The organism is Klebsiella sp. D-Nf1, from assembly GCF_002810515.1.
GTDB classification, from domain to species: domain Bacteria; phylum Pseudomonadota; class Gammaproteobacteria; order Enterobacterales; family Enterobacteriaceae; genus Klebsiella; species Klebsiella variicola.
On the sequence record NZ_PIOK01000001.1, the window covers coordinates 1,664,480 to 1,683,536 of the forward strand.

20 protein-coding genes and 1 pseudogene are annotated in these 19,057 nt (G+C 57.9%); 9 read left to right on the top strand and 12 right to left on the bottom strand.

The genetic code is table 11. The features are described from left to right. The first annotated feature begins 35 nt into the window (after window positions 1-35). Both CWM54_RS08170 and CWM54_RS08175 read left to right on the top strand, forming a co-directional pair. Window positions 36-389: a DsrE/DsrF/TusD sulfur relay family protein gene (locus CWM54_RS08170; RefSeq protein WP_064160516.1), complete on the top strand. Its 354-nt coding sequence runs from the start codon at window positions 36-38 to the stop codon at window positions 387-389. 238 nt (window positions 390-627) lie between these two features. Then, window positions 628-870 (top strand): DUF1883 domain-containing protein, encoded by a 243-nt coding sequence (locus CWM54_RS08175; protein WP_002910387.1) that lies wholly within the window; start codon window positions 628-630, stop codon window positions 868-870. Window positions 871-926: 56 nt separating this feature from the next. Here the strand turns inward: CWM54_RS08175 and CWM54_RS08180 are convergent, their stop codons facing one another. Together CWM54_RS08180 and chaB are read right to left on the bottom strand one after the other, a co-directional pair. Then, complete coding sequence (locus CWM54_RS08180) at window positions 927-1,607, bottom strand: gamma-glutamylcyclotransferase (protein WP_074385521.1); 681 nt, start codon at window positions 1,605-1,607, stop codon at window positions 927-929. A 136-nt stretch (window positions 1,608-1,743) separates the two neighbouring features. Then, window positions 1,744-1,974: a putative cation transport regulator ChaB gene (gene chaB, locus CWM54_RS08185; protein ID WP_100696702.1), complete on the bottom strand. Its 231-nt coding sequence runs from the start codon at window positions 1,972-1,974 to the stop codon at window positions 1,744-1,746. Window positions 1,975-2,237: 263 nt separating this feature from the next. On the opposite strand from chaB, the gene chaA reads away from it, so the two are divergent. Further along, window positions 2,238-3,338 (top strand): sodium-potassium/proton antiporter ChaA, encoded by a 1,101-nt coding sequence (gene chaA / locus CWM54_RS08190; protein ID WP_061154188.1) that lies wholly within the window; start codon window positions 2,238-2,240, stop codon window positions 3,336-3,338. 86 nt (window positions 3,339-3,424) lie between these two features. Here chaA and kdsA read toward each other — a convergent pair whose 3' ends face one another. Genes kdsA through hemA form a run of 6 tightly spaced genes read right to left on the bottom strand, consistent with a single transcriptional unit; the run spans window position 3,425 to window position 8,756 of the window. Then, window positions 3,425-4,279 (bottom strand): 3-deoxy-8-phosphooctulonate synthase, encoded by an 855-nt coding sequence (gene kdsA, locus CWM54_RS08195; RefSeq protein ID WP_100680541.1) that lies wholly within the window; start codon window positions 4,277-4,279, stop codon window positions 3,425-3,427. 39 nt (window positions 4,280-4,318) lie between these two features. Further along, on the bottom strand, window positions 4,319-5,131 hold the full coding sequence (gene sirB1, locus CWM54_RS08200) for an invasion regulator SirB1 (RefSeq protein ID WP_074385519.1): 813 nt from the start codon (window positions 5,129-5,131) through the stop codon (window positions 4,319-4,321). Window positions 5,132-5,134: 3 nt separating this feature from the next. Then, a complete protein-coding gene (sirB2, locus tag CWM54_RS08205; RefSeq protein WP_008804389.1) occupies window positions 5,135-5,527 on the bottom strand; it encodes an invasion regulator SirB2 in 393 nt (130 codons plus the stop codon). Then, a complete protein-coding gene (prmC, locus tag CWM54_RS08210; protein WP_100696704.1) occupies window positions 5,527-6,375 on the bottom strand; it encodes a peptide chain release factor N(5)-glutamine methyltransferase in 849 nt (282 codons plus the stop codon). Before prmC ends, sirB2 begins: the two co-directional genes overlap by 1 nt. Further along, window positions 6,375-7,457: a peptide chain release factor 1 gene (prfA, locus tag CWM54_RS08215; RefSeq protein WP_061154184.1), complete on the bottom strand. Its 1,083-nt coding sequence runs from the start codon at window positions 7,455-7,457 to the stop codon at window positions 6,375-6,377. Before prfA ends, prmC begins: the two co-directional genes overlap by 1 nt. Window positions 7,458-7,499: 42 nt before the next feature. After that, window positions 7,500-8,756 (bottom strand): glutamyl-tRNA reductase, encoded by a 1,257-nt coding sequence (gene hemA / locus CWM54_RS08220; protein WP_008804386.1) that lies wholly within the window; start codon window positions 8,754-8,756, stop codon window positions 7,500-7,502. 271 nt (window positions 8,757-9,027) lie between these two features. Between hemA and lolB the strand changes: the two genes are divergently transcribed. The 4 genes from lolB (at window position 9,028) to dauA (ending at window position 13,548) form a co-directional block, all read left to right on the top strand. Further along, window positions 9,028-9,639 (top strand): lipoprotein insertase outer membrane protein LolB, encoded by a 612-nt coding sequence (gene lolB / locus CWM54_RS08225; protein ID WP_061154183.1) that lies wholly within the window; start codon window positions 9,028-9,030, stop codon window positions 9,637-9,639. After that, on the top strand, window positions 9,639-10,487 hold the full coding sequence (ispE, locus tag CWM54_RS08230; protein WP_165785724.1) for a 4-(cytidine 5'-diphospho)-2-C-methyl-D-erythritol kinase: 849 nt from the start codon (window positions 9,639-9,641) through the stop codon (window positions 10,485-10,487). The genes lolB and ispE overlap by 1 nt, the downstream gene beginning before the upstream one ends. Before the next feature lie 183 nt (window positions 10,488-10,670). After that, window positions 10,671-11,618: a ribose-phosphate diphosphokinase gene (prs, locus tag CWM54_RS08240; protein ID WP_002910407.1), complete on the top strand. Its 948-nt coding sequence runs from the start codon at window positions 10,671-10,673 to the stop codon at window positions 11,616-11,618. A 250-nt stretch (window positions 11,619-11,868) separates the two neighbouring features. Further along, window positions 11,869-13,548 (top strand): C4-dicarboxylic acid transporter DauA, encoded by a 1,680-nt coding sequence (gene dauA, locus CWM54_RS08245; protein ID WP_071787626.1) that lies wholly within the window; start codon window positions 11,869-11,871, stop codon window positions 13,546-13,548. A 215-nt stretch (window positions 13,549-13,763) separates the two neighbouring features. On the opposite strand, the gene ychH is transcribed toward dauA, so the two are convergent. Next, the gene (ychH, locus tag CWM54_RS08250) at window positions 13,764-14,039 is read right to left on the bottom strand and encodes a stress-induced protein YchH (protein WP_002910437.1); all 276 of its coding nucleotides are present in this window, start codon (window positions 14,037-14,039) and stop codon (window positions 13,764-13,766) included. Between the two features lie 272 nt (window positions 14,040-14,311). On the opposite strand from ychH, the gene pth reads away from it, so the two are divergent. Together pth and ychF are read left to right on the top strand one after the other, a co-directional pair. After that, the gene (pth, locus tag CWM54_RS08255) at window positions 14,312-14,896 is read left to right on the top strand and encodes an aminoacyl-tRNA hydrolase (protein ID WP_004180389.1); all 585 of its coding nucleotides are present in this window, start codon (window positions 14,312-14,314) and stop codon (window positions 14,894-14,896) included. Between the two features lie 117 nt (window positions 14,897-15,013). Continuing rightward, complete coding sequence (ychF, locus tag CWM54_RS08260; RefSeq protein ID WP_008804380.1) at window positions 15,014-16,108, top strand: redox-regulated ATPase YchF; 1,095 nt, start codon at window positions 15,014-15,016, stop codon at window positions 16,106-16,108. A gap of 81 nt (window positions 16,109-16,189) precedes the next feature. Here the strand turns inward: ychF and CWM54_RS08265 are convergent, their stop codons facing one another. The 3 genes and pseudogenes from CWM54_RS08265 to CWM54_RS08275 form a co-directional block, all read right to left on the bottom strand. Further along, window positions 16,190-16,519 carry a DUF1869 domain-containing protein gene (locus CWM54_RS08265; protein WP_100680544.1) on the bottom strand — a complete coding sequence of 110 codons (330 nt, stop codon included), beginning with the start codon at window positions 16,517-16,519 and terminating at the stop codon, window positions 16,190-16,192. 83 nt (window positions 16,520-16,602) lie between these two features. Then, a complete protein-coding gene (locus CWM54_RS08270; protein WP_032730670.1) occupies window positions 16,603-17,517 on the bottom strand; it encodes a sugar ABC transporter substrate-binding protein in 915 nt (304 codons plus the stop codon). Window positions 17,518-17,648: 131 nt separating this feature from the next. Continuing rightward, window positions 17,649-19,051: pseudogene (locus tag CWM54_RS08275) on the bottom strand (VasL domain-containing protein). Window positions 19,052-19,057: the final 6 nt, after the last annotated feature.

Below are 19,057 nucleotides of genomic sequence, written 5' to 3' on the forward strand. Positions count from 1 at the left end.
TAAAGCAATAACCGTGCCTTTAAGAAGGAGTTTGTATGCAACGTATTGTGATTATCGCCAACGGCGCCGCCTATGGCAGCGAATCCTTGTTCAACAGCCTGCGCCTGGCCATTGCCCTGTGCGAGCAACAGTCCGACCTCGATCTCAAGCTGTTTCTGATGTCTGATGCCGTCACCGCCGGGCTGCGCGGGCAGAAGCCGGCGGAAGGATACAATGTGCAGCAGATGCTGGAGATCCTCACCGCCCAGCAGGTGCCGGTGAAGCTGTGCAAAACCTGCGCGGACGGTCGCGGCGTCAGCGCGCTACCGCTGATTGACGGCGTAGAGGTTGGTACCCTGGTTGAGCTGGCCCAGTGGACGCTGGCGGCAGATAAAGTGCTGACCTTCTGAAGATAGGCTGTCGAACGGGATGAAATGTCACGTATCGGCGCTTGAAGAGGCAAAAAAAACGTTAGCTGAATGCTTTCAGGAACAACGTCATTTTTGTTTAATCTTTATCCCTTTTTTTGATCAAAATCAGCATCCCGACCCGCGGCGTTTGATGTGATGCACAGAGCAAAGTGTGAACAATATCACGCGAGGACTGGGTGGGCAGGATGCTGTAGCGGGACAGAAACGGGGTACAAAAATGGCGATGGTTAAAGCAAGTTTGACGTTGTTTGGTGGTGACACACTGGTGGTGCGGTGCTCAGAGCGCTGCCATATTCATCTCATGAGCGCGAAGGTTCCGGGCGACAGCCATGCGGATATTCTGAGCGTGCAGGATCGGGACAGCGCCTATCTGACGGTGCCCTACAGCGGCACCTGGAACGTGCTTATCGACAGTCACAGCCAGTCACTGGAGCACTCCATCAGCTACGTTCCGGCCTGACCGTCACTTCCAGAACTTACGCCCGGCCATGCCGGGCGTTTTTCTTTTCCGCGCGCTCAGGCCAGGCCCGGCGTCGGGCTCTCGCCCAACAGCGCGCGTACGCTGGCCACGAGGTCATCAAGACTGGCATCGTGCATACCCAGCGTGCTCAACGCCTGCTCAAGCGAAAAAAGGTACTGGGCGTTGGTGCCGAGCGGCCCGCTGGCCCGGGCGATCAGCGGGGCGATAACCTGGGCGCTGGTATCCGGTTCAAACAGTGGATGGCGCGGATCCATAATAAACACCAGGGCATTCACCGTCCGTCCGTCGTCCAGCTCCAGCTTGCACCAGGTGGGCAGATAGCAGCCGGTGATCATCTCCCGCTTCCACAGCAGGGTCAGCTCTTCTTCCAGCGTGTCGTCAGGCAGACGATAGGCAACGCCGGTGGTCCGGCCGCCCTCTTTGAGAGCCAGCATGCGCCCCGGCTGGCAGGCGCTACCGCGCCCGGCGGTCAACCGCAGGCAAAACGCACGGTGCCAGCCCGGCAGCGTGCCGGTGCAGGACTCGCGATAATTGAGCGCCGGGTTCCAGATAAGCGAACCGTAGCCAAAGATCCATACTGAGCCATCATCCGGGCGACAGGCCAGCGTCGCCGCCAGCGAGGCTGCACGTTGTTCTGCCGACCAGAGTAGCGATTCCTCAATAGCGCCAAACGCTGTCTTACAATCCGCATTCATTAAGAAATCACGAGTTAACACTGTTTACTACCTCCGCCACTGCCCGCTTCCCGGCGTTCGTCTCATGCATCCGTCAATATTGCTGAAATATTATCCAGCTTTATCTTTCAATAAGCAATGCGCGGGGCGCTGGCAAGCATAAAAGCGGCGTCAGCAATTATTTTTTCTTATGCCACTTATCGTCATCGCCTCTCTCGTAGCTGTTTTTCACTGCCGCCCAGGCGACTTTATGCGCCGTCTCTTCGCGGCTGGCGTCATCGCGCCGCTCGTCTTTATCTTTATATTGATCCCAGGCGCTGTTAAACGCTTCTTTATAAATTTCCTGCGCATGGGCAGGCAGAACATGCTGAACGCTGTCGGGGAGCTCTTGTTTACTGTGATAGGGCATAATATTCTCCTGTTTTAGCATAAAACCTAAGTCTGGAACGCAGGGGACAGGCTATCAAGGCGAGGATGAGTGAAAAATGAATTTTAGTAATCATCTGAATAGTAAGTACAAAATAATAGTAATCGAAAATTATAATAAACTAATCAAGATATCTCTCGACACCCGTAAACTTAAGTAAAAAACCAGCGGCAATTTATCAAAATCTGTTACTTTATCGCCCTACGTTTTTATAATTATAACACCTGCATAAATGGAGATGGTTCATGACCCATGCACATGAGGCGGTAAAAACCCGCCATAAGGAGTCTTCCCTCGTCTTTCCGGTGCTGGCGCTGGCGGTGCTGTTTTTCTGGGGAAACAGCCAGTCACTGCCAGTGGTTATCGCGATTAATATCCTCGCGCTGGTCGGTATTTTAAGCAGCGCTTTCAGCGTGGTCCGCCACGCCGACGTCCTCGCCCACCGCCTGGGCGAACCCTATGGCTCCCTGATTTTAAGCCTGTCGGTGGTTATCCTTGAGGTCAGTCTGATCTCCGCCTTAATGGCCACCGGCGACGCCGCGCCGACCCTGATGCGCGATACGCTCTACTCCATTATCATGATCGTCACTGGCGGTCTGGTCGGTTTCTCCCTGCTGCTGGGCGGGCGTAAATTCGCCACCCAATATATGAATCTGTTCGGCATTAAGCAGTATCTTATCGCCCTGTTTCCGCTGGCGATTATCGTGCTGGTCTTTCCAATGGCGCTGCCGGGCGCAAACTTCAGTACCGGGCAATCACTGCTGGTAGCGGTGATCTCGGCGGCCATGTACGGCGTTTTCCTGCTTATTCAAACCAAAACCCATCAGAGTCTGTTTGTTTATGAGCATGAAGACGACGGCGACGACGACGACCCGCATCATGGTAAACCGTCCGCCCACAGCAGCGGGTGGCATACTATCTGGCTGCTGGTGCACCTGGTGGCGGTGATCGCAGTTACTAAAATGAACGCCAATCCGCTGGAAACGCTGTTGACCAGTATGAATGCCCCGGTGGCCTTTACCGGCTTCCTGGTGGCCCTGCTGATCCTGTCGCCGGAAGGCCTTGGCGCCCTCAGAGCGGTACTCAACAATCAGGTACAGCGAGCGATGAACCTGTTCTTCGGCTCCGTGCTGGCCACCATCTCGTTGACGGTGCCGGTCGTCACCCTCATTGCCTTCCTGACCGGCAATGAGCTGCGCTTCGGCCTCGGCGCCCCGGAGATGGTGGTGATGGTCGCCTCGCTGGTGCTGTGCCATATCTCCTTCTCCACCGGGCGCACCAATGTGCTGAACGGCGCGGCCCACCTGGCCCTGTTCGCCGCCTATCTGATGACCATTTTCGCCTGACCCGCTTTCCCGCCCGGCGGAGTCCGGGCGAAAAAAAAACCTGCCGGTGTTGACGCCGGCAGGTTTTTTCATTGACGCAGTCAGGCTTACTTGCTGGTATCCAGCTCGTCGAAGCTTTTCACCAGATCGTCAATCGCTTTCATCTGCTTGAGGAACGGCTCCAGTTTATCCAGCGGCAGCGCGGACGGGCCGTCGCATTTCGCGTGCTCCGGATCCGGATGCGCTTCGATAAACAGACCGGCGATACCTACCGCCATACCGGCGCGAGCCAGTTCGCTCACCTGCGCACGGCGGCCACCGGAAGCAGCGCCAAACGGGTCGCGACACTGCAGCGCGTGGGTGACGTCAAAAATGACCGGCGAGTTGTTGGAGGCTTTCTTCATCACGCCGAAGCCGAGCATATCCACGACCAGGTTGTCGTAACCGAAGTTAGCGCCGCGGTCGCACAGAATCACTTTGTCGTTACCGCCTTCGATAAACTTATCGACGATGTTACCCATCTGGCCCGGGCTGACGAACTGTGGCTTCTTGACGTTGATCACCGCCCCGGTCCTGGCCATCGCTTCCACCAGATCAGTCTGGCGCGCGAGGAAGGCCGGAAGCTGGATCACGTCCACCACGTCAGCCACCGGCTGCGCCTGGCTGGCTTCATGAACGTCGGTGATGATTTTCACGCCAAAGGTCTGCTTCAGCTCCTGGAAAATCTTCATCCCTTCTTCCAGACCCGGACCACGATAGGAGTGGATGGAGGAACGGTTGGCTTTATCAAAGGAGGCTTTGAAGACGTAGGGGATGCCAAGCTTCTGCGTAACGGTGACGTAATGTTCGCAGATGCGCATCGCCAGATCGCGCGACTCCAAGACGTTCATCCCGCCAAACAGCACGAACGGCAGGTCGTTCGCTACGTTGATATCACCAATGCTAACCACTTTTTGTTTCATAAGTTCGCCTTATCAGGGTGTAACCGGAATGGTTCCAGACTAATGCAATGTAATTTGTTTGTGCGAAATCGTGTTGATCTGCGCGCGGATCATCTCACTGATCGGATCCTCCGGGCACTGCTCAACGAAATAGCTCAGATCCAACAGCGCCACGTGATCGCAGTCCAGCTGGGCGTATATCAGCCCGCGGTCGCGGATCTCGTACGGATCTTCCGGGTTAAACTGCAGCAGCGCCTCACTGGCGCGCAGGGCCAGCTCCATCTGCCGCTCTTCCATCAGCGCTGACTTCAGGGTATCCAGCAGTTTGCGGATCACTTCGGCGTTGTCGGCTTCGTCGAGATCTTCATTAAACAGTTCCGCCACCGGCCCGATGTTGCCCTTCAGCCATACCTCCAGGGTATGTTCGTCAAGGGTATCTCCGTTAAACGGATTAATCAGCCACATCTCTTCGCTGGTTTCCGGGTCCGCACGCAGCAGCATCTGGGTCGGGAAGATCACCGGCACCACTGGTAACCCCAGGCGCTGAGCGATCCACAGCAGGATGGCACCTAACGATACCGCGCTGCCCTGGCGGTTGATCAGCACTTTATCCAGCCACAATGCGTCGGAAAGACGATAAATGCCCTGCGAAGCGCCAAAGCCCCACTCTTTGTAAAACAGCGCCAGCAAGCGTTCTATCTGGCGTTCCTGGTCCCACGAAGTCGCAATCTCTTCCTGCGCCAGGCGCAGCAGCCGCTGCAGCTCTTCCTCGACAAAATGCGTCGGAAAATCGTCGCGGACCTGCTCAGAAATGAGGACCATGCCATCACATAATGGCGCTTTGTTAAATTCGAAATCCGCTAATGACCCCATGCCCTACCCCAGTATCGGTATTCTTGTGATGGCGAGTTGAATGATAATAAACAACACCACCAGCGCCAGCAGAAACGCGATAAAGCGGCTCTGCTGACTGCGCGGACGACGGCGGCCCAGCGCGATAAAACCTAATGCGATGTAAATGATAACGCCAAACAGCTTTTCAGTCAGCCATGCGCCGTCTTCGGTGAACGGCAGGTAGTGCGTTATCGCCATTAAACCCGCACCGCTGAGAAACAGCAGCGTATCGCTGCAGTGCGGCGCAATTCGCACCCACCGCTGGTTCAGCAGCGGGCTCTGGTGATACATCCACCAGTAACGTAAAACGAACAATCCTACCGACACCACCACGCTGGCGATGTGCAGGTAGAGGACAGCCGTGAATAAGTTCATCAGCCAACGTTCTCCATGTCGGGTAAGTGTCCGAGAGTCAGACGTTCATTGTCGCCATAGTCGCGACATGTTGAGACGTCGAGATAGCCCGCTTCGCGGAACAGGGCGCGAACTGCCTCGCCCTGGGTCCAGCCATGCTCCAGCAGCATCCAGCCGCCGGGCTGCAGATGCTGCCGCCCCTCGCGGATTATCTGCGCCAGATCGGCCAGCCCCTGGTCGGCAGCGACCAGCGCCGTCAACGGCTCAAAGCGTACATCGCCCTCGGCGAGATGCGGGTCGGCGGCGTCGATATAGGGTGGATTACTGACGATCATGGCGAAACGCTGCCCGGCCAGCGCGCTAAACCAGTCGCTTTGCCGTATCGTCACGTTAGCGATGCCCAGATGGGCGGCATTGCGCAATGCCAGCGTCACGGCGTCCGGCATTACGTCCACCGCGGTGACCTCACAGTCCGGACGCTCGCTGGCCAGCGCCAGGGCAATGGCGCCGGTCCCGGTGCCGAGATCGAGAATACGGCACGGCGCGGCAGGCAGTCGCGCCAGCGCTTGCTCCACCAGACACTCGGTATCCGGACGGGGGATCAGCGTCGCCGGGGAGACAAACAGCGGCAGCGACCAGAACTCACGCTGCCCAACCAGATGGGCGATAGGTTCCCCGCGCTGGCGACGCTGCAGGAGCGCCTCCAGCGTCGTCGCCTCGTCAGCAGACAGCATCGTTTCGCCGAAGGCCAAAATCCAGGTGCGCGCCCGGCCGGTAACATGTCCCAGCAGGATCTCGGCATCGCGTCGCGGGCTGTCGCTTTCACGTAGCCGGGCGATCGCCTGCTGCAGCCAGGCCTGAAAGGTCATCATTCCTGCTCGGACAGCGCCGCCAGCTGATCGGCCTGATATTCCTGAACAATCGGCTCAATCAGCATATCGAGTTTGCCTTCCATGGTTTCATCCAGACGGTAAAGCGTCAGGTTGATGCGGTGGTCGGTCACGCGCCCCTGTGGGAAGTTGTAAGTACGGTTGCGGTCGCTACGATCGCCGCTGCCCAGCAGGTTACGGCGCGTGGAGGCTTCCGCCTGCTGACGCTTGGCCACTTCGGCGGCGCGGATACGCGCGCCCAGTACAGACAACGCCTTGGCTTTGTTTTTATGCTGGGAACGTTCGTCCTGACACTCCACCACGATGCCGGTCGGCAGGTGAGTAATACGGATAGCCGAGTCGGTGGTGTTGACGTGCTGACCGCCCGCGCCGGAGGAGCGGAAGGTATCGATGCGCAGATCCGCCGGGTTAATGTCCGGCATTTCGGCTTCCGGCAGCTCCGGCATCACCGCCACGGTGCAGGCGGAGGTGTGGATACGTCCCTGCGATTCGGTGGCCGGCACACGCTGCACGCGATGGCCGCCGGATTCAAATTTCAGCCGACCGTAAACGCCGTCGCCGCTGAATTTGGCGATCACCTCTTTGAAACCACCGTGTTCACCTTCGTTGGCGCTGAGGATTTCCACCTGCCAGCGGCGCGATTCGGCGTAGCGGCTGTACATGCGGAACAGATCGCCGGCAAACAGCGCCGCTTCGTCACCGCCGGTTCCGGCGCGCACTTCCACGAAAGCGTTACGCTCGTCATCGGGATCTTTCGGCAGCAGCAGTACCTGCAGCTGTTGCTCCAGCTGGTCGCCTTTATCTTTGGCGTCACGCAGCTCTTCCTGCGCCATTTCGCGCATTTCCGGATCGTCGAGCATCATCTGCGCAGTTTCGATATCCTCCTGCACCTGACGCCAGTCGGTATAACAGCGCGCCACATCGCTCAGTTGAGCGTATTCCCGCGACAACGCACGGAATTTATCCTGATCGGCAATCGTCGCGGCATCGCCGAGCAGCGCCTGCACTTCTTCATGGCGCTCGTACAACGCTTCCAGTTTGGCAACAATAGAAGACTTCATAGGCGTGAATTCACCCTGTCCTGAAAATAAGAGAAAGGTGCGCTATTCCAGCCCGAGGCTGTTGCGCAGAATATGCAGGCGTTCGTCGTCCCCGTCACGGGCGGCCTGCTGAAGAGATTTGGTTGGCGCGTGGATCAGGCGGTTGGTCAGCTTACGCGCCAGATCCTGCATAATTTCCTGGGCATCACCGCCCTGCTCCAGCGCGGCCAGCGCCTTCGCCGTCAGCTCCTCACGGACCTGCTCAGACTGAGAACGGTATTCGCGAATCGTCTCGCTGGCGCTCTGCGCGCGCAGCCAGGCCATAAATTCGCTGGTTTCCTGCTCAACGATCGATTCCGCCTGCACCGCCGCGGCCTTACGCTGCGCCAGGTTGTGCTGAATGATGTTTTGCAGATCGTCGACGCTGTAGAGGTAGGCGTTGGCCAGCTTGCCGACCTCCGGTTCGACATCGCGCGGGACGGCGATATCCACCAGCAGCATCGGCTGGTTACGCCGCGCCTTGAGCGCGCGCTCCACCATACCTTTGCCGATGATCGGCAGCGGACTGGCGGTGGAGCTGATAATAATGTCGGCCTCTTTCAGGCGTTCGTCGATATCGCTGAGAGCAATCACCTCGGCGCCTACTTCGTCCGCCAGCACCTGGGCGCGTTCGCGGGTGCGGTTGGCAATGACCATTTTGCGTACGTGATGTTCGCGAAGATGGCGCGCCACCAGTTCGATAGTTTCACCGGCGCCGACCAATAACACGGTGACGCTGGAAAGCGATTCAAAGATTTGCCGCGCCAGGGTACAGGCGGCGAACGCGACAGAAACGGCGCTGGCGCCGATATCGGTTTCGGTACGCACGCGCTTCGCCACCGAGAACGATTTCTGAAACATCCGCTCCAGTTCGCTGACGTTAAGGTGGCCGCGGCTGGAGTCGGCAAAGGCCTTTTTCACCTGGCCGAGGATCTGCGGTTCGCCCAGCACCAGCGAATCGAGGCCGCTGGCGACGCGCATCAGATGGCTGACGGCGTCGTTATCCTGGTGCCAGTAGAGGCTCTTACGCAGGTCTTCTTCGTTGAGGCCGTGATAGTTGCACAGCCAGCGGATCAGCGCTTCCTGCAGGTTATCCTGCTCTTCGACGCTGAGATAGAGTTCCGTACGGTTGCAGGTCGACAGCACGACCCCACCCTGCACCATCGGCTGAGCCAGCAAGCTCTCCAGCGCCTGATCGAGCGTTTCCGGCGAAAACGTCACGCGTTCTCGCAGGTCGACCGGCGCTGTTTTGTGATTGATGCCAAGAGCTAAAAGGGTCATTGTGAGGGAGTAGTACCAGCGTTGCTAAGGTTAGTCTGAGTGCATCATACAGGATGCGCGTAATCAATAAAAGAGAGGCTCCCCTTTTGGAGTAATAGCCAAAGCAAGACCGCCATTAACGTTAATTTTTTGATTTCAGACAACTTGAACGTAGACGCTATCGCCCGGCGACGCTAGCATTAAGGGTTATAAATGTAACCTGCTACACAAATCGGCCCGCTGTTCCCCTGCCGCCGTTTTTCCCTGTAGACATCAAGGATTTGTCATCATTATGAATCGACTGTTCCGCCTGCTGCCGCTGGCCAGCCTCGTCCTCACCGCCTGTTCTCTTCATACGCCACAAGGGCCTGGCAAAAGCCCGGATTCGCCGCAGTGGCGTCAGCACCAGCAGGCTGTTCGCAGCCTCAACCAGTTTCAGACTCGCGGGGCGTTTGCCTATCTTTCCGATGAGCAAAAAGTCTATGCCCGCTTCTTCTGGCAACAGACCGGCCAGGACCGCTATCGCCTGCTGCTAACCAACCCACTGGGCAGCACCGAGCTGTCGCTGACCGCGCAGCCGGGCAGCGTGCAGCTGATCGATAACAAAGGCCAGACCTACACCGCCACCGATGCCGAAGAGATGATAGGCCGCCTGACCGGGATGCCAATCCCGCTGAACAGCCTGCGCCAGTGGATCATCGGCCTGCCTGGCGACGCCACCGACTATTCGCTGGACGAACAGTACCGTCTGCGTGAACTTAACTACACGCAAAATGGCAAAACCTGGCACGTCACCTACGGCGGCTACACCAGCGATACCCAGCCAGCCCTGCCGTCTAATCTCGAGTTGAACAATGGCGCTCAGCGCATCAAGCTGAAGATGGATAACTGGATCGTGAAATGATGAGCCGCTGGCCCTCTCCTGCAAAACTGAATCTGTTTTTATATATCACCGGCCAGCGGGCCGATGGCTACCATACCCTGCAGACGCTGTTTCAGTTTCTCGACTATGGCGACACCTTGACCATCGAACCGCGAACTGACGGCCAACTGCGCCTGCTGACGCCGGTGGCCGGCGTGCCGGACGAGGAGAACCTGATCGTTCGCGCCGCGCGTCTGCTGATGCGTGCCGCCAGCGAAAGCGACCGCCTGCCGGCGGGCAGCGGCGCCGATATCAGTGTCGACAAGCGCCTGCCGATGGGCGGTGGTCTGGGCGGCGGCTCATCCAATGCCGCCACCGTGCTGGTGGCGCTCAACCATCTGTGGGGCTGCGGTCTCTCGGAAGAGAAGCTAGCGACCCTGGGCCTTCAGCTGGGGGCCGATGTGCCGGTCTTCGTGCGCGGTCATGCCGCCTTTGCCGAGGGGGTCGGTGAAATTCTGACGCCAGTGGATCCCGAGGAAAAATGGTACCTGGTGGCGCACCCGGGGGTCAGTATTCCGACGCCAGTCATTTTTCGCGACCCGGAGCTACCACGAAATACCCCGCGCCGGTCAATTAATACGTTATTAAATTGTGAATTCAGCAACGATTGCGAGCTTATCGCAAGAAAACGTTTTCGCGAGGTTGATGCAGCGCTTTCCTGGCTGTTAGAATATGCGCCGTCACGCCTGACTGGCACAGGGGCCTGTGTGTTTGCTGAATTTAACACCGAATCCGCTGCCCGCCAGGTGCTGGACACTGCCCCGGCATGGCTAAATGGCTTTGTGGCGCGCGGAGTTAACCTTTCGCCGCTCAAGCAGGCCCTGCTCTGAATCCTGCGCCGTGATGGCGCAACGATAACGAGTCAACCGGGGAAATTGAGTTACGGTGACAACGTCACCCTGTTCCAGACGTTGCATCGTGCTCTTTAAATACACCGACTGGATCGAATGGCGCCAGCCCGCACATTATTGGCCCACTCATCCACCACTGGACGCATGCCTGAGGTTCTTCTCGTGCCTGATATGAAGCTTTTTGCTGGTAACGCCACCCCGGAACTAGCACAACGTATTGCCAACCGCCTGTACACTTCTCTTGGCGACGCCGCTGTAGGTCGTTTTAGCGACGGCGAAGTCAGCGTACAAATCAATGAAAACGTACGCGGTGGTGATATTTTCATCATCCAGTCCACTTGTGCTCCCACCAATGACAACCTGATGGAACTGGTTGTTATGGTTGATGCTCTGCGTCGTGCTTCGGCAGGTCGTATCACCGCCGTTATCCCTTACTTCGGTTATGCTCGCCAGGACCGTCGTGTTCGTTCTGCTCGTGTGCCAATCACCGCGAAAGTGGTGGCAGATTTCCTGTCCAGCGTCGGCGTTGACCGCGTGCTGACCGTTGACCTGCACGCAGAACAGATCCAGGGCTTCTTCGATGTGCCAGTTGATAACGTGTTCGGCAGCCCAATCCTGCTGGAAGATATGCTGCAGCTGAACCTGGACAACCCGATTGTGGTTTCTCCGGACATCGGCGGCGTCGTGCGTGCCCGCGCTATCGCTAAACTGCTGAATGATACCGATATGGCTATCATCGACAAGCGCCGTCCGCGCGCCAACGTCTCCCAAGTGATGCATATCATCGGCGACGTGGCTGGTCGTGACTGCGTGATGGTCGACGATATGATCGACACCGGCGGCACCCTGTGTAAAGCGGCTGAAGCGCTGAAAGAGCGTGGCGCGAAACGCGTATTCGCTTACGCAACGCACCCGATCTTCTCCGGCAACGCTATCCAGAACATCAAAAACTCTGTGATTGATGAATTTGTCGTCTGCGATACCATTCCGCTGGCACCAGAAATTAAAGCGCTGGATAAAGTGCGTACTCTGACGCTTTCCGGTATGCTGGCTGAAGCTATTCGCCGTATCAGCAATGAAGAATCTATCTCTGCTATGTTCGAACATTAATCGAGCCGAGCATAAAAACCCGCTGCGGCGGGTTTTTTTGTCTCTGAATTTTTAATTCTTCCACAAAATCATTCGGCATGCGTCAAGGCGGCAAGTGAATGAATCCCCGGGAGCGTACAGGCAGTACGTGACCGGGGTAAATGAACCCAGCCAACACAGAGGCATCCCGAAGGATGACGTGGAAATGACCAATGCCTCCTTCACCTGCCATTTAGTTGACAGATGATGCGCTCATGGATGAAACATTATTGTGAACAGATTATTTTCCTCACATGTGATGCCTTTCCGCGCCCTCATCGACGCTTGTTGGAAAGAAAAGTACACCACGGCCCGCTTCACGCGTGATCTGATCGCCGGGATCACCGTCGGGATCATTGCGATTCCGCTGGCGATGGCGCTGGCGATTGGCAGTGGTGTGCCGCCGCAGTACGGCCTCTATACCTCCGCGGTGGCAGGGATTGTGATCGCCTTAACCGGCGGGTCGCGCTTTAGCGTTTCCGGCCCAACCGCCGCCTTTGTGGTGATCCTCTATCCGGTCTCACAACAGTTTGGCCTGGCGGGGCTGCTGGTGGCGACGCTAATGTCAGGGATCTTTTTAATCCTCTTTGGCCTGGCGCGCTTTGGTCGTCTGATCGAATATATCCCGCTGTCGGTCACCCTCGGTTTCACCTCCGGGATCGGTATCACCATCGGTACCATGCAGATTAAAGACTTCCTCGGCCTGCAGATGCCCCATGTGCCGGAGCATTACCTGCAGAAAGTGGCAGCGCTGGCGATGGCCCTGCCAACGATTAACCCCGGCGATGCCGCCATCGGCGTCGTCACCCTTGGCACCTTGATCCTCTGGCCGCGACTGGGTATTCGTCTGCCGGGCCACCTTCCGGCGCTGCTGGCCGGCTGCGCGGTGATGCTGGTGGTTAATTTGCTCGGCGGCGATGTCGCCACAATTGGCTCGCAGTTCCACTATCAGCTGGCGGATGGCACTCAGGGCAACGGCATTCCACAGCTGCTGCCGCAGCTGGTACTCCCCTGGGATATGCCGGGCTCAAACTTTACCCTGAGCTGGGCCTCGCTGCAGGCTCTGCTGCCTGCCGCCTTCTCAATGGCGATGCTCGGGGCCATTGAATCTCTGCTGTGCGCGGTGGTGCTCGATGGCATGACCGGTACCAAGCACAAAGCCAACAGCGAGCTGATTGGCCAGGGGCTGGGCAACATTGTCGCGCCGTTCTTCGGCGGGATCACTGCCACCGCGGCGATTGCCCGTTCGGCGGCGAACGTCCGCGCCGGCGCCACATCGCCGGTGGCCGCCGTGATCCACGCCCTGCTGGTGATCCTGGCGCTGCTGATCCTCGCCCCGCTGCTCTCCTGGCTGCCGCTGTCGGCGATGGCCGCCCTGCTGCTGATGGTGGCATGGAACATGAGCGAGGCGCATAAAGTCATCAATCTGCTGCGCCACGCGCCGAAAGACGATATCGTGGTGATGCTGATGTGCATGTCGCTGACGGTGCTGTTTGATATGGTGATTGCTATCAGCGTCGGGATCGTACTGGCCTCGCTGTTGTTTATGCGTCGTATCGCACGCATGACCCATCTGGCGCCAGTCAACGTCGAGGTGCCAGACGATGTGCTGGTGCTGCGGGTGATTGGCCCACTGTTCTTTGCCGCCGCCGAGGGCTTGTTCAACGACCTGGAGACCCGGATCGCCGGCAAGCGCATCGTGGTGCTGAAGTGGGACGCGGTGCCGGTTCTCGACGCCGGCGGCCTGGATGCCTTCCAGCGCTTTGTGAACAAACTGCCGGAAGGCTGTGAGCTGCGCGTATCTAACCTCGAGTTTCAGCCGCTGCGCACCTTAGCGCGCGCCGGCGTCAAGCCGCTGCCCGGACGCCTGAGCTTCTACCCCGATCGTCAGGCCGCGCTGGCTGACCTGTGATCCCCCGACGGCAGGCCTCTGCGCCTGCCGCCGCCTGATATAACGCCATGATCAAGCATAAAACCGGGTGCAATATTTGTCTGCGGGCAACATTGGCAACGACGATATCTGGACAAAACAGGGTGTAAGGCGACGGGAACAAAACGAAGATGAAAGAAACGAAAACATGAAGATGCATCGGCCGTTACCGGCCGATGCGGAAAATCATTTTGCGGTTAGCTGTGGCGATGCTGATTACGACGGCAGCGTTTATCATAGTGGCGCACCCACCAGTAGCGGTCGCTGACCTGCTCGTGGCCGCCAATACGGGCACCGGCCAGCCAGAGCACGGCGCCAACGAAGATGCTTAAGATTGCGCCATGCGCAAAGAATTGCGGCAGGTTAAGCTGCGGAAGCTGGTTCAGAATGGAGTAACCTACCCCCACAACCATCACCACCAACCCTAACCCCATGAGTACGTTACCGAGTAACGAAGCGTTTTTGCGTTTCATGTGTCACCTCCGGACTTTGGGTTGCCAGGGAATATCCCCAAATCTTATAGGTGTAGTATAGACAGGGTCCCTGCCCTGGAGTGCGCCCACGATCACATTAGTGAACACCGATTAGACAAATATTTACAAATAAGCCTCTGAACAATATCAAATTCTAATGATTCAGGTGGGTAATCATCAATGCTGGTATTGTCTCGTGGACAGAACTTTGTCAAGCGCGCCCGCAGACAGTACACTACGCGGCAGAGAATGCTCCATGCAGGATAGAAAACGTGACCATTAAACTGATTGTCGGCCTGGCCAACCCCGGTGCGGAATATGCCGCCACCCGGCACAACGCTGGCGCCTGGTATGTAGATTTACTGGCGGATCGCCATCGTGCGCCGCTGCGCGAAGAGAGCAAGTTCTTCGGCTACACCTCGCGCATCAATCTGGCGGGCGAAGACGTTCGCCTGCTGGTTCCTACGACGTTTATGAACCTCAGCGGTAAAGCAGTGGCTGCAATGGCGACCTTTTATCGCATTAACCCGGATGAAATTCTGGTCGCCCATGATGAGCTGGATTTGCCGCCGGGGGTGGCGAAATTCAAGCTTGGCGGTGGCCATGGCGGCCACAACGGCCTGAAGGACATCATCAGTAAGCTCGGCAATAACCCGAACTTTCACCGCTTACGCGTCGGGATCGGCCATCCGGGTGACAAAAACAAGGTTGTCGGCTTTGTACTCGGCAAACCGCCGGCCAGCGAGCAGAAACTGATTGATGATGCCGTAGACGAAGCGGCGCGCTGCACGGAAATCTGGTTAAAGGACGGGCTGACCAAAGCCACCAACCGTTTGCATGCCTTTAAGGCGCAATAAGCCGTTGTCGTGCGGCATTTTTGCCGCGCACCGTGTATAATAGGCAAAGCTATTCAATTTTCTGCAATCTGTTGCTTATAACAGGTTGATTATCCAAAGATTAAGGTGATTTAAATCATGGGATTCAAATGCGGTATCGTCGGTTTGCCCAACGTCGGCAAATCCACCCTGTTCAATGCGCTCACCAAAGCGGGTATTGAAGCGGCCAACTTCCCCTTCTGTACCATTGAGCCGAACACCGGTGTCGTACCGATGCCCGATCCGCGTCTGGACAAGCTGGCTGAAATCGTCAAACCGCAGCGCATCCTGCCGACGACGATGGAATTCGTTGATATCGCGGGCCTGGTGAAAGGCGCGTCCAAAGGTGAAGGTCTTGGCAACCAGTTTCTGACCAACATCCGTGAAACCGAAGCCATCGGTCACGTGGTTCGCTGCTTTGAAAACGACAACATTATCCACGTTAACAACAAAGTGGATCCGGCTGACGACATCGACGTTATCAACACCGAGCTGGCACTTTCCGATCTGGACACCTGCGAGCGCGCTATCCACCGTGTGCAGAAGAAAGCTAAAGGCGGCGATAAAGACGCTAAAGCTGAGCTGGCGGCGCTGGAAAAATGCCTGCCGCAGCTGGAAAATGCCGGCATGCTGCGTTCACTGAAAAACCTGACCGACGAAGACAAAGCGGCGATTAAATACCTCAGCTTCCTGACGCTGAAACCGACCATGTATATCGCCAACGTCAATGAAGACGGCTTCGAGAATAACCCTTATCTCGATAAAGTCCGTGAAATTGCCGCCGCCGAAGGTTCTGTGGTCGTCGCCGTTTGCGCCGCCGTTGAGTCCGATATTGCCGAGCTGGACGACGCTGACCGCGACGAGTTTATGGCCGAGCTGGGTCTCGAAGAGCCAGGCCTCAACCGCGTGATCCGCGCCGGTTACGAGCTGCTGAATCTGCAGACCTACTTCACCGCAGGGGTGAAGGAAGTTCGCGCATGGACCATCCCGGTCGGGGCAACCGCGCCGCAGGCAGCCGGTAAGATCCACACCGACTTCGAAAAAGGTTTTATCCGCGCGCAGACCATCGCCTATGAAGACTTTATTACCTACAAAGGCGAACAGGGTGCAAAAGAAGCCGGTAAAATGCGTGCAGAAGGCAAAGACTACATCGTGAAAGATGGCGATGTGATGAACTTCCTGTTCAACGTCTGATCCCGCTGGCTGGCATTTTCGCCACCACCGCGCCATAAAAATCCACGCTCCGGCGTGGATTTTTTTTACCCGGACGGCACGCTACTCCACAATATGGGTCTCTTCAGCCGCCTCATAGCCATCAACGATCTGCACAATTTTCTTTAACTCGCCCTCGATGAAAGCCGGGGTGGCGCTTTCCCCGGAGGCCGGGTGATGAAGCTCGACCGAGATGCCGCTGGCGGCATTGGTCAGTGACAGACTGATCTCCTGCTGGCTCGCCGCTGACGATGGTCGCCCGATTTGCTGCACGATGGCCGCCGCCGCCGCCCGCGTATCAACTTCCGCGAGATGCCCCCACCTCATTTCAACATGTCCCTGCTGCCCTGCCTTTATCACCTGCAGCGTATAGCCGCTTCTTGCCGTTGCCATGTCTTTTCCTCCGGTTTCGTTGCCCGGGCGTCACATTATCAGCCCGGTTTTATCAGCAAAGTTCGTTAACGTGCGCCTTGCCGTTAATGACTCTTTTCCACATAGGTCTGCATGTTTTCTTTGGTCACTAACTCAAACGGGATCCAGACATGAGACTCGACCTTTTCTCCTTTAATCAGCTTCAGCGCTACCGCTAAGGCCGTTTTGCCCTGACCGACGGCGTCCTGGAAGACCGTCACCTGGATCTTATCGCTGGCCAGGGCTTTCAGCCCGTCCGGGGTGGCGTCGATCCCACCGATCAACAGCTTCTTCTGGCTCTTCTCCAGCGCCATCGCCGCGCCAATCGCCATCTCGTCGTTGTTCGCCGCCACAATATCAATCGCTTCCCCGTTGCCTGTCCAGTTCTGCATCAGATCCATTCCCTCGCTGCGGGAATAGTTGGCCGGCTGTTTCTGCACCACTTTCATTGCCGGATACTTGGCCACCACCTGCTCCACGTCTTTGGTGCGCTGCAGCGCGCCGGCGTCAGTGAGATTGCCGATCATGATGGCGACATTGCCTTTGTAGTTCGCCAGCTTCGCCAGCGCCTCCATCTGCAATGTGCCGGACTCCCGCTCGTCCGAACCGACAAACACCACGCCAGGCGGTAACGTTTTATCCCCCGGCGTCCGGTTCACATACACCAGCGGCATTTTGGCCTGCTGCGCCATCTTCGTCAGCTGCGGGGTGCTGGCGGAGTCCACCGGGTCGACGATGATCGCGTCCACGCCGGAGGCGATAAAGCTCTGCACCTGGTCGGCCTGGCGTCCGGTGTCGCCGCGGGCGTCTTCAAACTGCACGTCGACATGACGGGCGCGGGCCTCTTTCTCAATGGACTGGCGGATAATGGTGAGAAAGTTTTGATCGAAGTAGGCCATTGAGACGCCGATCTTCTCCGCCAAAGCCGAGGCGGAACTGGCCAGTAACCCCACTAACAGGATGATTTTACAGTGCTTCATAGCATGCCCTCAGAGGTCGAAATGAAATTTTCAATATAAACACAAATGGTATATTTAAATCATTTTCAGACTACGAAGGGCGTTCGGTTCTTGCAATCATGATGTAAAGAAAATGTTGCCATGCGCACACTTTATTTCACCGCCTCACTCACTGAGGGCTTACCGGTAGGGGGATCTCAGCGGGCGGCGACTGCTTTCGCTTCAGCAGGGCATACTCCACGATCAGCTGTTGCAGATGCAGCTCCGCGAGGCTTCCCCGGGCGGCAGGCCAGGGTTGATCAACGGGAAGCGCGACCAGCTGGCGTAGCTCCTCCTCCAGCGGAACGGCGCGGTTAAACGACTGCATGATGGCAAACACTGCGGTTTTCAGTTCGCTCACCGTGAGGTATCTCCCCTTCTGCTCGTCGAGGGCATTGAGCTGGCCGGCGAGCCGCTGCAGCTGCTGCATTCCCTCGGACCAGCCGGTGAGGTTTTCCGCGGGCAATGCGGCAGCGCTCAACTGCTGCCGCCACTGCTGCGCCAGCGGTTGTGCTTGATCCGGCCAGCGACTCAGGGCCTGCCGGACCAGCTGGTCGCCGTAGCTTACCGCCCAGTCCGGCGCCAGGCGGGCGAGCTCGCCAAGCTGGCGCTGCGTCTGAGGCAGATCCACCGGCATCAGGGGAGATGCCCCCGGCAGGCCCGGTATCACATTTTGGGTCACCGAAATGGGCGGTAAATCGGACTGACGCAACGCCAGCCATCCACCGACGGCGATGCCCGTCACCGCCAGCATGGTGACCATCCCGGCGACAAACGGCTTCCAGCGCGGCGCGGGTGCCGGAGAAGACGCCACCACTGGCGCGGGCCGCTTTGCAGGTAAAGGCGGCGCAAGCGGCTCAGCCTTTGGTCTACGTTTTAGTTCTGGCACGGGTTCAACCTTTGCCGCATCCTCTTCGCTGACCAGAGCGCCGGGAAGTTCCGCGTCAGACACCGCCACCGGCGGCGCGGTGGGGAGCGCTGGCGCAGGGTCGAGATTCTCGAAGCGGCTTACCGTGCTGTGCAACAGCGCCCGCAGGTCGCTCAGCGGGTTTTCAGGCGCGATCTCAAAGCGCTGGAGCACTGCGTCGAAGCTTTGCAGCGAACGTTCAGCCTGATCAAGCGACTCGAGATCCGCCGGGGCGAGACTCAGAGTGCGGATCACCTGCCGCAGCCGCTTACTCAGGGTGCGGAAGATCTCTGCGCGGGCCGGGAGCGCCTGCGGCCACAGGTTTTTACCCTGGTGGGCCAGCAGCGACTCCATTAGCGACAGTCCCTCGTGGATCCCTGCCAGCCCGCCCAGCCGGGCGCGGGCCAGCGTATACCAGGCGACAGTCTGCAGATCCGCGCCGTGATGCTCGAGCAGCGAGCGGGCAAGCTGCTCGGCATACGGCCAGTTAATATCCGGCCGCGCCGGGTGGCTGAGCTTGTTCATTTCCGCACGTAGGGCAATAAAATCAGCCAGCGTGCGCGGGTCGCCGCCGGTTTTATAGTGACGGTCGTGGTGTGTTGTCATCATGATGTC

Bases quoted from the DNA above. Each gene is read 5' to 3' on its own strand.
- ispE (WP_165785724.1), top strand. From the start codon at position 9,639: ATGAGCCGCTGGCCCTCTCCTGCAAAACTGAATCTGTTTTTATATATC.
- CWM54_RS08270 (WP_032730670.1), bottom strand. From the start codon at position 17,517: ATGAAGCACTGTAAAATCATCCTGTTAGTGGGGTTACTGGCCAGTTCC.
- prfA (WP_061154184.1), bottom strand. From the start codon at position 7,457: ATGAAGTCTTCTATTGTTGCCAAACTGGAAGCGTTGTACGAGCGCCAT.
- sirB1 (WP_074385519.1), bottom strand. From the start codon at position 5,131: ATGGGGTCATTAGCGGATTTCGAATTTAACAAAGCGCCATTATGTGAT.
- prmC (WP_100696704.1), bottom strand. From the start codon at position 6,375: ATGACCTTTCAGGCCTGGCTGCAGCAGGCGATCGCCCGGCTACGTGAA.
- lolB (WP_061154183.1), top strand. From the start codon at position 9,028: ATGAATCGACTGTTCCGCCTGCTGCCGCTGGCCAGCCTCGTCCTCACC.
- kdsA (WP_100680541.1), bottom strand. From the start codon at position 4,279: ATGAAACAAAAAGTGGTTAGCATTGGTGATATCAACGTAGCGAACGAC.
- ychH (WP_002910437.1), bottom strand. From the start codon at position 14,039: ATGAAACGCAAAAACGCTTCGTTACTCGGTAACGTACTCATGGGGTTA.
- chaA (WP_061154188.1), top strand. From the start codon at position 2,238: ATGACCCATGCACATGAGGCGGTAAAAACCCGCCATAAGGAGTCTTCC.
- hemA (WP_008804386.1), bottom strand. From the start codon at position 8,756: ATGACCCTTTTAGCTCTTGGCATCAATCACAAAACAGCGCCGGTCGAC.
- chaB (WP_100696702.1), bottom strand. From the start codon at position 1,974: ATGCCCTATCACAGTAAACAAGAGCTCCCCGACAGCGTTCAGCATGTT.
- CWM54_RS08175 (WP_002910387.1), top strand. From the start codon at position 628: ATGGCGATGGTTAAAGCAAGTTTGACGTTGTTTGGTGGTGACACACTG.
- CWM54_RS08265 (WP_100680544.1), bottom strand. From the start codon at position 16,519: ATGGCAACGGCAAGAAGCGGCTATACGCTGCAGGTGATAAAGGCAGGG.
- sirB2 (WP_008804389.1), bottom strand. From the start codon at position 5,527: ATGAACTTATTCACGGCTGTCCTCTACCTGCACATCGCCAGCGTGGTG.
- ychF (WP_008804380.1), top strand. From the start codon at position 15,014: ATGGGATTCAAATGCGGTATCGTCGGTTTGCCCAACGTCGGCAAATCC.
- CWM54_RS08170 (WP_064160516.1), top strand. From the start codon at position 36: ATGCAACGTATTGTGATTATCGCCAACGGCGCCGCCTATGGCAGCGAA.